A 13,129-nucleotide genomic window follows, 5' to 3' on the forward strand; every position below is an offset into this window, starting at 1 on the left:
GCACCGGCGCCGCCGAAGAGACTGTCTGCTCCCCCGCCGCCGTGAATCGTGTCGTTGCCGCCGTTGCCGCTCAGGAGTCGTTACCAAGGCCGCCAACCAACGTATCGTTGAAGTTCGTCCCCTGGACGTTGTTGACACCACCCGTAATGGTGTCATGACCGACTGATGCATCGCCATTGACGTTGCCGGTGGCCAGATTAACGGTCACGCCTCCGGTGACGTTGTTGAAGAAGATTTGCGTGTTGCCGTTGCCGGTGATGGTGTCGTCACCGCCCAGCCCCGTGAATGAGTTGAACCCGACAAAGCCGGAGGCATTGTAGGTGTCGGCAAAATTGCTGCCCTGGACGCTGTTGACGCCGGTGAAGCTATCGCTGCCGACCGAGGCATTACCGGTCGCGGTGCCGGCGGCAAGATCGACCGTCACCCCGGCAGTCGCGTTGGTAAAGATCAGCCGCGTGTTGCCGTTGCCGGTGATGCTGTCGTCGCCGCCCAATCCTTCAAACTGGTTGAAGTTGCCGTTGCTGGTGCTGACGTTGAGCGCACTTCCAAGGCCATAGCCGGTAGCGTTGAAGGTGTCGGCGAAGTTGGTGCCCTGGACGCCTTCAATGTTGCGCAGCGTATCCGTGCCGACCGAGGCATCGCCGGTTGCAATGCCGGCGGCCAGATTTACACTCACTCCGGCTGTCGCCAGGCCCAGGCTGTTGTAACTTGCCGTATCGAAGCTGCCGCGGCCATCGATATAGTCGTCGCCGCCCAAGCCGGTAAAGGTGTTGCTGAAGCTGCTTCCCAGCAGGGTGTCGGCAAATACCGATCCCTGCACCGCGTTGACGCCGGTCAGGCTGTCGGTCCCCTCGCCGGCTCCTGTGGCGGTGCCGATAACGGTAATCGCGTTGGTGGTGCCGATGGTACTGATTTCAAGGTCGGCAGTGATGGCCCCAATCGCGTTCGAATAGTTGAGACGGGTAAATCCGTTGCCGATAACCGTATCGTTGCCGCCTGCGCCGCCGAAGTCGTTAAAGGTCCCGGACGAGCCGACATTGAGAGCACCTGCACTGCCGAAGCCAGTCGCATCGAAGACGTCGTCGAAGTGGGTGCCGCGCACAGCCTCCACGACGGATCGCGTCGGTGCCGACCGTGGTGTCGCCGGTCACGGTCCCCGCCGCCAGATGAACGGTGATGCCCGACGTGGTCGTCGGATCGGTGTTGTAGGTCACCTGGTCATAACCGCCGCGGCCATCGATAAAATCATCGCCGCCACGACCTTCGAACAACTCAAAGGTGGCAAAGGCGTTGTTGCTGCCAAGCAAGGTATCGTTGAAACCGGATCCCCAGATCGCGGCGATGTTCGAGATCGTGTCATGGCCGACCGAGGCGTCGCCATCCGCTGTTCCGGCGGCGATATCCACCGCAACTGCGCCCGTCGCACCGAGGTAGGAAACCCGCGTCAGCGCCTGGCCCTGCGCATTGATGCCACCGATGACGACATCGTCGCCGCGGCCGCCCTCGAACTCGTTAAAGCCGATGGTCGAACCCGGGATGCCGTTCACGCCAGCAAAGCCCGTTGCATTGAACGTATCGGCGAAGTTGCTGCCGACGACGCCTTCGACGCTGCTCAGCGTGTCATTGCCGACACCGGCGCCGGAGACCGTGCCGGCCGCCAGATTGACCATGATGGCGCCAGTAGCATCCGTATAGATCGCCCGGTCGAAGCCAAGGCCGCCGTTGAGTTGGTCGTTGTCGGCCAGGCCCTGCAGCCGGTCGTTGCCGCCAAGGCCGTTCAGCGTGTCGGCCTCACCCGTGCCGACCAGCGTATTGACGTTGTCGTCTCCCGTCAGCGTCACGCCGGCAACGTCAGTCACGTCGATCGTGAACAACTTGTCGTAGGTGTGGCTGGCAGAATCCGTCACCCGCACCGTCACCTGGTGCGAGGTTGCGGTCTCGTAGTCGAGGGCGCCGGCCACGACCAGGTTGCCGTCGCTGATCGCGAACAGCCCACTGGCGTCGTCGACCAGCGTAAAGGTCGCCGTATCGCCCGCATCCGGATCGTCGGCCGACAGCGAACCAATGATAGTGGTGGCCGCGCTGTTTTCGGCCACGCTGGTGCTGGACAGGCCAACGTCGGTCGGTGCACTGTTGACCGCGAAGATGAAGTCGCTGGCAACCAGGCTTTCCGGCGTGATGTTCTGCAGAGTAATGGTATCGCCATTGCCGAAGTCGATCACGGTGTTCGTCGGACCCTGTGCGGAGGCGCGGGACTGGATGTCCGCCAGGCTGTAGATGCCGCTCACACCGGTGACGTCGATCCGGTCGCCCTGACCGCGAGTGAAGTCGCTGACAGAATCCGACCCGCCGCCTGTCGCATAGACAAACGTGTCCGCTCCGAAGCCGCCGAACAGACTATCCGCTCCCCCTCCGCCGCTGAGCGTGTCGTTGCCGCCGTTGCCGCCGTTCAGGAAGTCGTTGCCGCTGCCGCCAATGATGGTGTCGCCGAAGTTCGATCCGATGACGTTGTTGACGCCGCCGGTGATGGTGTCGGTGCCGACCGAGCCATCGCCTGTGACAATACCGGATGTGAGGTTGACGTTTACGCCACTGGTCGCGCTGCCGTACTGGATCTGGGTGCTGCCATTGCCCGTGATCTGGTCGTTGCCGCTATTACCCTGAAACGAGTTGTAGCCGTTGTTGAAGGCGGACGCGTCATAGACGTCGGCCCCGTTGCCGCCGATCGCGCTGTTGACGCCGCCGGTAAAGGTGTCGTTGCCGACCGAGCCATCGCCGGACGCCGAGCCGGCGCCGCCGGCGCCGAGCGCGATCGTCACGCCGGAAGTGGCATTGCCGTACTGGACCTGCGTGCTGCCGTTGCCGGTGATCTGATCGTTGCCGCTATTTCCCTGGAACGAGTTGTAGCCGTTGTTGAAGGCGGACGCGTCATAGACGTCGGCAAAGTTGCTGCCGATCGCGCTGTTGACGCCGCCGACAAAGGTGTCGTTGCCGACAGTGGCCGTGTCACCGGCTGCCGTCCCATGCGCCGAGCCGGTGCCGCCGGCACCGATCGTGATCGTCACCCCCGCCGTCGAGTTGTTGTAGATCACCCGCGTACTGCCGTTGCCGGTGACGCTATCGTCGCCGCCCAGACCTTCGAACTGGTTGAAGCTGCCGTTGGTGCTGCTGACGTTCTGTGCACCCAGTTGGCCGTAGCCCGTAGCATCGAACGTGTCGGCCAGCATGGTGCCCTGAACGCCTTCGATGCTGCGCAGCGTGTCTGTGCCGATCGAGGAATCGCCGGTCGCCGTGCCGGCTGCGAGGTCGACCGTCACTCCACCGGTGGAAAGATAGATGTTGTTGTAGCCCGCCGTGTCGAAGCCGCCGCGACCGTCAATAAGGTCATCGCCCCCAATGCCGGTAAACGTGTCGTTGAAACCACTCCCGTAAAGGGTATCGGTGAACATCGAACCCTGAACGGCGTTGACACCGGTGAAGGTGTCGTTTCCTACCGACGCATCCCCGCTGGCAAAGCCGGCAGCTATGTCGACAACGACTCCTGCGGTCGCATTGTTGAAGCCCAGGCGCGTGTTGCCATTACCCGTAATGCTGTCGTCACCACCGTTGCCGGTAAACTCATTGAAGGTGCCGAACGAGCCGCTGGAGTAGCCCGTCGCGATGTACGTGTCGGCGAGGTTGGTGCCGCGGACAGCTTCGACTGACACGAGTGTGTCGGTGCCACTCGTGGCATCGCCCGCGACGGTGCCTGCCGCCAGATTGACGACAATGCCCGACGTAGGCGCCAGATCATTGTTATAGTCTGCCCGGTCGAAGCCGCCCCGGCCGTCGATCGTGTCGTTGCCGGCGCGGCCGTCGAATACTTCGATAGTGCCAAATACGTTGTTACTGCCGCTAAGCGTATCGTCGAATGCCGAACCCCATGCGGCGATAAAGCCTGGCCCCACCAGGGTATCGTGGCCTACCGAGCTGTCGCCATCCGCTGTTCCAGCGGCGAGATCGACAGTGACGCCCGCGGTCGCGTTGACATAGGAAACCCGGGTCAAAGCGGCGCCAATTCCATTGACGGCACCGATGATGGTGTCATCGCCACCCCGGCCTTCGAACTCGTTAAAGCCTATAGGCGTTCCCGGTATGCTGCTATTCCCGGTGAATCCAGTCGCATCGAAGGTATCGGCGAAGTCGCTGCCGACGATGCCCTCGACGCCGCTCAGCGTGTCGCTACCGCCGCCGGACGCCGAGATGGTGCCCGCGGCCATATTGACCGTGATGGCGCCGGTGGCGTCGCTGTAGATCGCCCGGTCGAAGCCGAGCCCACCATTGAGCTGGTCGTTGTCGGCCAGGCCCTGCAGCCGGTCGTTGCCGCCAAGACCGTTCAGCGTATCGGCCTCGCCGGTGCCGACCAGCGTATTGACGTTGTCGTCGCCCGTCAGCGTGACGCCGGCGACATCGGTGACGTTGATCGTAAACGTCTCGTCATAGGTATTGTTGGCGGAATCCGTCACCCGCACCGTCACCTGGTGCGACGTCGCGCCCTCATAGTCGAGCGCGCCGGCCACCACCAGATCGCCGCCGCTGATGGCGAACAGGCCGCTGGCGTTGTCGACCAGCGTGAAGCTCGCGGTATCGCCTGCGTCCGGATCGACCGCCGACAGCGAACCAACCACCGTATTGACCGCGCTGTTCTCGGCCACCGAAGCGTTCGACAAGTTAATATTGGTCGGCGCTTCATTTGATGACACGGCGAATACGAAGTCGCTGGCGACGAGACTTTCGATCGCAATGTTCTGAAGCGTAATGGTGTCGCCATTGCCGAAGTCGATCAGTGTGTTCGAACCCTGCGTGGAGGCGCGAGACTGGATGTCCGCCAGGCTGTAGATGCCACTGATGCCGGTGACGTCGATCCGGTCGCCCTGACCGCGATTGAAGTCGCTGACAAAATCCGACCCGCCGCCTGTCGCATAGACAAACGTGTCCGCACCGAAGCCGCCGAAGAGATTGTCCGCTCCCCCGCCGCCATTCAGCGTGTCGTTGCCACCGTTGCCGCCGTTCAGGGAGTCGTTGCCGTTGCTGCCAATGATGGTGTCGCCGAAGTTCGATCCGAAGACACTGTTGACACCGCCGGTGATGGTGTCGGTGCCGACCGAGCCGTCGCCGGTGGCAATGCCGGTAGCCAAATTGACGTTTACGCCTGCGGTTGCGTTGTTGAACTGGATCTGGGTGCTGCCGTTACCGGTGATGATGTCGTCGCCACCCATTCCCTGGAACTGGTTGAACGTGCCATTGTTGCCGACATTGGCTCCCGAAGAGCCAAAGCCCGTTGCGACATAAGTGTCGGCAAAGTTGGTGCCTTGGATCGACTCGATCGACAGCAGGGTGTCGGCGCCGACCGACGCATCGCCGGTGACGATGCCGGAAGCCATGTCGATGCTGACGCCGCCGGTCGTATTGAACGCGTTATAGATGGCGGTATCGAAGCCGCCCCGGCCGTCGATGACGTCGTTGCCGGCGAGGCCGGTGAAGTTCTCACCGTTCGCGCTTCCGGAGAGCGTATCGGCGAAGGCCGAGCCGGTTGCGCTGTTGACGCCGCTGAAGGTATCGGTGCCGACAGAGGCATCGCCGGTGGCGGTGCCCGCCGCAATGTCGACCGTCACCCCGGAGGTGGCGTTGGTATAGACAAGCCGCGTATTGCCATTGCCGGTGATGGTGTCGTTGCCGGCAAGCCCCTCGAACTGGTTGAAGTTGCCGCTGCTGGTGCTGACGTTGAGTGCGCCCTGCTGGCCGTAGCCGGTCGCATCATAGCTGTCGGCCAGCATGGTGCCCTGGACACCCTCAATGTTGCGCAGCGTGTCGGTGCCGACCGAGGCATCGCCCGCCACTGTGCCAGACGCAAGATTGACGCTGATCCCGCTGGTAACGGTGCTGAGGCTGTTGTAGCCCGCGGTGTCGAAGCCGCCGCGGCCGTCGATGAAGTCGTCACCGCCCAAACCGATAAGGGTATTGTTGAAGCTGCTGCCCCGCAGCGTGTCGCCGAACATCGAGCCCTGCGCGGCGTTGACGCCGGTGAGGCTGTCGGTTCCCTCGGTGACACTCGTGGCAATGCCTGCGACAGTAACGGCGTTGGTCGTGCCGATCGCGCTGGTCTCGAGGTCGACGCTGACGCTGCTCGCGGCACTCTGGTAGTTGAGGCGGGTGTTGCCATTACCGATCACCGTATCGTTGCCGCCCGCGCCGCCGAAGTCGTTAAAGTTGCCGTTGGTGGTGCTGATATTGAGAGCGCCGGCCACGCCATAGCCAGTCGCATCGAAGATATCGTCGAAGATAGTGCCGCGCGCCGCTTCGACGTTGCGGATGGTATCGGTGCCGACCGAGGCATCGCCCGTCACCGTTCCCGCTGCCAGGTGAATCACGACGCCCGACGTGGTCGCCGGATCGTTGTTGTAGTTGACCTGGTCAAAGCCGCCGCGACCGTCGATGTAGTCGTCACCGCCACGGCCTTCATACGTCTCATAGGTCCCAAAGCCGTTGTTGCTGCCGTAGAACGTGTCGTTGTAGGCAGAGCCCCAGAGGGTCGAGATATTGGACAATGTGTCGTGGCCCACCGAGGCATCGCCGTCTGCCGTTCCGGCCGCAAGATCTGCCGTCACCGCACCCGTCGCGCTGAGGTAGTTGGCCCGGGTAACTGCCTGACCCAGGGCATTCACGGTGCCGATGATGATGTCATCGCCGCCGCGGCCTTCGAAGTCGTCCTGGCCAGTTACGATACCCGACACGCCGGCCGAGCCCGTGAAGGCGGCTGCATTGAAGGTGTCGGCAAAGTCGCTGCCGATGACGCCCTCGACGCCGGTCAAGGTGTCGCTGCCCACGCCGGCACCCGTAACCGTGCCAGCCGCCAGGTTAACGGTGATGCCGCCGGTGGCATCGCTGTAGTCCGCCCGGTCGAAGCCGAGCCCGCCATTGAGCTGGTCGTTGTCACCAAGGCCCTGCAGGCGGTCGTTGCCGCCCGCTCCGTTCAGGGTGTCGGCCTCGCCGGTGCCGACCAGCGTGTTGACGTTGTCGTCGCCCGTCAGCGTGACGCCGGCAACGTCGGAGACGTTGATCGTGAACACCTTGTCGTAGGTGTGGTTGGCGGAATCCGTGACCCGCACCGTCACCTGATGCGAGGTCGCAGTCTCGTAGTCGAGCGCGCCCGCCACCACCAGATTGCCGCCGCTGATGGCAAACAGACCATTGGCGTCGTCGACCAGCGTGAAGCTCGCGGTATCGCCTGCGTCCGAATCAACCGCCGACAGCGAACCCACCACCGTATTGGCCGCGCTGTTCTCGGCCACGCTCGTGTTCGACAGCGCAATGTCGGTCGGCGTGCTGTTGGCCGCGAAGATGAAGTCGCTGGCAACGAGGCTGCCCACCGCGATGTTCGCAAGCGTGATGGTATCGCCATTGCCGAAGTCGATCAGGGTGTTCGAACCCTGCGTGGACGCGCGGGACTGGATGTCCGCCAGGCTGTAGATGCCGCTGATGCCGGTGACGTCGATCCGGTCGCCCTGACCGCGATTGAAGTCGCTGACAAAATCCGACCCGCCGCCTGTCGCATACACAAACGTGTCCGCGCTGGTACCACCGGTCAAATTGTCGTTGCCTGTGCCGCCGACCAGCATGTCGGCGCCGGCTCCGCCGGTCAGGGCGTCATTGCCAGTGCCGCCAATCAGCACGTTGGCGGCAGTGTTGCCCGTCAGGGTATCGTCAAACGCCGATCCGGTCAGGTTTTCGAAAGCGCTCAGCGTATCGCTACCGGCGCCCGCCGTGTTCTGCGCCGTCGTCAGCGCAAGGCTGACCGTCACGCCCGCAGCGGCCTGCGCATAGGACACCGTGTCGATGCCGGCACCGCCGGCGAGTACGTTGTTGCCGCCATCGCCTTCCAGCGTGTCATCCTGGCCCGAGCCCGTCAGGTTCTCGATATTGACGAGCGTGTCGCCCTCAGCGTCACCGCCGCTGCCGACACCTGTGCTCAGGCTGACATTCACTCCCGCCAGCGAGGCCGCATAGGTCGCCGTGTCTGTTCCGACGTCACCATCAAGAACATCCGCGCCGCCGAGCCCGGCAAGGACGTTGTTCCCGACGTTGCCGGTGATGACGTTATCAGCCGCGCTGCCCGTCGCGTTGATATTATCCGATCCGGTCAGGGTCAGGTTCTCAACATTGCCGCCAAGGGTGTAGCTGATCGACGATTGAACCGTGTCGGTCCCCTCGATCGCTGCTTCGGCCACCACATCGCCGGTGTTGTCGACAACGTAGTTGTCGTTGCCGAGACCACCGATCAGCGTATCCGCACCCGCACCGCCATCCAGCGTGTCGTTGCCTTCAAAGCTGGTAAGAACGTTTGCGCCGGACGAGCCCGTCAGCGAATTGTCAAAATGCGAGCCGACGAGATTTTCGATATTGGTGAGTGTATCGCCTTCGGCGTCACCGCCGCTGCCAAGACCGGTCGTCAGGCTGACATTGACCCCTGAAAGCGACGCCGCATAGGTCGCCGTATCCGTGCCGGCCCCGCCATCCAATGCGTCCGCGCCGCCAAGACCCGCCAGCACGTTGCTGCCGTTGTTGCCGACGATGATGTTGTCGGCTGCGTTTCCGGTAGCCGTCAGAGCGCCCGTCCCTGTCAGCGTCAGGTTCTCGACATCGTTGCCCAAGGTGTAGCTGAGCGACGACTGGACCGTATCGGTGCCCTCATCTACGGCTTCGATAACGACATCGCCGGTGTTGTCGACAACGTAGCTATCGTTGCCGGCGCCGCCGATCAGGGTGTCTGCACCGGTTCCGCCGTTTAGGGCGTCGTTGCCCGCGCCGCCGGTCAGCACGTTGGCGCCGGTGTTGCCGGTCAAGGTATCGTCGAACGCGGACCCGGTAAGGTTCTCGAACGCGCTCAGCGTGTCAGTGCCGGCACCCACCGTGTTTTGCGCGCTCGTGAGCGCGAGGCTGACCGTCACGTCGGCAACGGCGTGCTCGTAGGACACTGTGTCGGTACCCGCTCCACCGGCAAGCACGTTGTTGCCGCCATCGCCCTCCAGCGTGTCGTTCTGCCCCGAGCCCGTCAGGTTCTCGATGTTGGCGAGCGTATCGCCCTCGGCATCGCCGCCGCTACCGGCGCCCGTCGCCAGACTGACATTCACCCCTGCGAGCGAGGCCGCATAGGTCGCCGTGTCCGTGCCGGAATTGCCGATCAGCGAGTCGGCTCCGCCAAGTCCAGCAAGAAAGTTGTTGCCGACATTGCCGGTGATAATGTTGTCGACGGCATTGCCGGTGCCGTTGAGATTACCAGCGCCGGTCAGAGTCAGGTTCTCGACGTTGGCGCCGAGGGTGTAGCTGATCGAGGATTGAACCGTATCGGTCCCCGCGTCCGCCGCTTCCGTCACCACGTCGCCGGCGTTGTCGACGACATAGGTGTCGTTGCCGGTGCCGCCGATCAACGTGTCAGCGCCTGCACCGCCATCCAGCGTGTCATTGCCTTCGAAGCTGGTAATGACATTCGCGCCGGACGAGCCCATCAGCGAATTGTCAAAATGAGAGCCGGTGATGTTCTCGAACGAGCTCAGCGTGTCGTTACCGGCGCCTCCCGTGTCCTGAGCCGTCGTCAGCGCAAGGCTGACCGTCACGCCAGCAGCGGCATGCTCATAGGACACGGTATCGTTGCCGGCGCCGCCGGCCAGTACGTTGTCGCCACCGTCGCCTTCCAGGGTGTCGCTCTGGCCCGAACCGGTCAGGTTCTCGATATTGGAAAGCGTATCACCCTCGGCATCGCCACCGCTGCCGACACCCGTTGCGAGACTGACATTGACCCCTGCCAAGGAGGCCGCATAGCTCGCCGTGTCCGTTCCGGAACCGCCGTCAAGGACGTCCGCACCCCCGAGGCCGGTTAATGTATCACTGCCGTCAAGACCGCCGATGACGTTGGCACCTGCGTTGCCCGTCAATGTGTCATTGAACGCCGAGCCCGTCAGGTTCTCGAATCCGCTCAGCGTGTCGCTGCCGGCGCCCGTCGTGTTTTGTGCGTTCGTCAGCGCAAGGCTGACCGCGACGCCAGCCAGCGCACGCTCATACGTGATTGTGTCCGTCCCAGCACCACCCGCGAGGACATTGTTGCCGCCATTGCCTTCCAACGTATCGTCAAATGCAGATCCCGTCAGATTCTCGATATTGGCGAGCGTGTCGCCCTCGGCGTCACCGCCGCTGCCAAGGCCCGTCGTGAGGCTGACGTTGACGCCCACCGCCGACGCCGCATACGTCGACGTGTCGGTGCCCGCTCCGCCATCCAAGGCGTCCGCACCGCCAAGACCCGCAAGCACGTTGCTGCCGTTGTTGCCGATGATGAGGTTGTCACCAGAGTTGCCGGTGCCCGTCAGACCACCCGTTCCCGTTAGGGTCAGATTTTCGACATCGGTGCCCAAGGTGTAGCTGACCGACGCCTGGACCGTATCGGTGCCCTCATCTACGGCTTCGATTACGGCATCGCCGGCGTTGTCGACAACGTAGCTATCGTTGCCGGTGCCGCCGATCAGGGTGTCAGCACCGGTTCCGCCGTTCAGGGCGTCGTTGCCCTCACCGCCTGTCAGCACGTTGGCGCCGGTGTTGCCGGTCAGGGTATCGTCGAAGGCGGACCCGGTCAGGTTCTCGAACGCGCTCAGCGTATCGCTGCCGGCGCCTGTTGTATTTTGCGCGCTCGTCAGCGCGAGGCTGACCGTCACGCCGGCGGCGGCGTGCTCGTAGGACACCGTGTCGATGCCAGCGCCGCCGGCAAGCACGTTGTTGCCGCCATCGCCTTCCAGCGTGTCGTTCTGGGCCGAGCCGGTCAGGTTCTCGATATTGGCGAGCGTATCGCCTTCGGCATCACCGCCGCTGCCGACTCCCGTCGCCAGGCTAACACTGACTCCCGCCAGCGAAGCCGCATAGGTCGCCGTGTCGGTACCGATATTGCCGATCAGCGTGTCGGCTCCGCCAAGTCCGGCGAGGACGTTGTTGCCGACGTTGCCGGTAATGATGTTGTCGGCCGCGTTACCCGTTGCGTTGAGATTGCCCGCTCCCGTCAGGATCAGGTTCTCGACATTGGCGCCGAGCGTATAGCTGATCGAGGATTGAACCGTATCGGTCCCCTCGTCCGCCGCTTCCGTCACCACATCGCCGGCGTTGTCGACGACATAGGTATCGTTGCCCGCGCCGCCGATCAGGGTGTCGGCACCGGCACCGCCATCCAGCGTGTCGTTGCCTTCAAAGCTGGTAAGAACGTTCGCCCCAGACGCGCCCGTCAGCGAATTGTCAAAATGAGAGCCGGTGATGTTCTCAAAGGCGCTCAGCGTATCGGTGCCGGCGCCAATGGTGTTTTGTGCGGTTGTCAGCGCCAGGCTGACCGTTACGCCAGCGTCAGCATGCTCATAGGACACCGTGTCGTTGCCGGCACCGGCCGCAAGCACGTTGTCCCCGCCATTGCCTTCCAGGGTGTCGCTCTGGCCCGAACCCGTCAGGTTTTCGATATTGATGAGCGTATCGCCCTCGGCGTCGCCACCGCTGGCAACCCCCGTCACCAGGCTGACATTGACCCCCGCCGAAGAGGCCGCATAGGTCGCCGTGTCGATGCCGGAACCACCGTCAAGGACGTCCGCACCGCCTAGACCGGCAAGAACATCATTGCCGTCAAGGCCGGCGATGACGTTGGCACCCGCATTGCCCGTCAATGTGTCATTGAACGCCGAGCCGGTAAGATTCTCGAAGCCGCTCAACGTATCGCTGCCGGTGCCTCCCGTGTTCTGCGCGTTCGTCAGCGCCAGGCTGACCGTCACGCCTGCGGCGGCGTGCTCATAGGACACCGTGTCAGTGCCTGCGCCGCCGGCAAGCACGTTGTTTCCGCCATTGCCTTCCAGCGTATCGTCAAACGCAGATCCCGTCAGGTTCTCGATATTGGCGAGTGCATCGCCTTCGGCGTCGCCGCCACTGCCGAGCCCCGTCGTCAGGCTGACATTGACCCCCGCCAGCGAGGCCGCATAGGTCGCCGTGTCGGTGCCCGTGTTGCCAATGAGTGTGTCGGCTCCGCCGAGACCAGCAAGGACGTTGTTTCCACTATTGCCGGTGATGACATTGTCGGCGGCATTGCCGGTACCGCTCAGATTGCCCGATCCCAACAGGGTCAGGTTCTCAACATTGTCTCCCAGGGTGTAGCTGACTGTTGACTGGACCGTATCGGTCCCCTCGTCCATGGCCTCCGTCACCACGTCGCCGGCGTTATCGACAACATAGGTATCGTTGCCGGTGCCGCCGATCAGCGTGTCCGCACCCGTTCTACCGTTCAGGATGTCGTTGCCCGCGCCGCCGGTCAGCACGTTGGCGCCGGTGTTGCCGGTCAGGTTATCGTCGAACGCGGAGCCGGTCAGGTTCTCAAAGGCGCTCAGCGTGTCGGTGCCGGCACCTGCCGTATTCTGCGCACTGGTCAGCGTGAGACTGACCGTCACGCCGGCGCCGGCGTGCTCGTAGGACACCGTGTCGATACCGGCCCCGCCGGCAAGCACGTTGTTACCGCCGTCGCCTTCCAGCGTGTCGTTCTGGCCTGAACCTGTCAGGTTCTCGATGCTGACAAACGTGTCGCCCTCAGCGTCACCGCCGCTGCTAACCCCCGTCGTCAGGCTGACATTGACCCCCGCCAGCGAGGCCGCATAGGTCGCCGTGTCGATGCCGGCCCCACCGTCAAACAGGTCCGCGCCGCCCAAGCCCGCAAGGACATCATTGCCCCCAAGGCCAAATATCTGATCATCACCGGCTGTCCCGTTACGCGTATCGTTTCCGTTGGTGCCGTTGATGATTGCCATTTCAAGCTCCTGCAATAGGCATGACAAAGCGCGCCGTGCACGTACACGGTGCACGACAAAGCGAGCGATCTGAGGGAATGATCAGACTAGGCGACTGCCCCCGGGCCGAAATTGACCCAATATGAAGTTAAATGAATTTTTTTCTATTTTTGTGATGGTACGGGACTCGCGAATGCACCGTCAAGCGATCCTCATGAATATCCTCGATTAACCTTCATGCGCCGACCCAATCTCGGAGGCTCCAGAACATTTAACACCCATACGGGTGAGAACTCCGA

Annotated in this window: 2 protein-coding genes and 1 pseudogene; all 3 read right to left on the reverse strand. The window is 63.0% G+C overall.

The annotated features are described in order from the left end of the window. Positions 1-5 precede the first annotated feature (5 nt). Positions 6-74 (reverse strand): annotated as a pseudogene (locus ACFXS9_RS01125) (hypothetical protein); the annotation flags it as partial. Next, positions 71-1,111, reverse strand: a complete 1,041-nt coding sequence (locus tag ACFXS9_RS01130; RefSeq protein WP_392684187.1) for a beta strand repeat-containing protein — start codon at positions 1,109-1,111, stop codon at positions 71-73. The pseudogene ACFXS9_RS01125 and the gene ACFXS9_RS01130, both read right to left, overlap by 4 nt. Next, complete coding sequence (locus tag ACFXS9_RS01135) at positions 1,014-12,851, reverse strand: cadherin domain-containing protein (protein WP_392684189.1); 11,838 nt, start codon at positions 12,849-12,851, stop codon at positions 1,014-1,016. Before ACFXS9_RS01135 ends, ACFXS9_RS01130 begins: the two co-directional genes overlap by 98 nt. Between the last annotated feature and the right edge of the window lie 278 nt (positions 12,852-13,129).

The sequence above is a fragment of the Bradyrhizobium sp. RDI18 genome (assembly GCF_043203335.1).
Lineage (GTDB): Bacteria > Pseudomonadota > Alphaproteobacteria > Rhizobiales > Xanthobacteraceae > Bradyrhizobium > Bradyrhizobium retamae.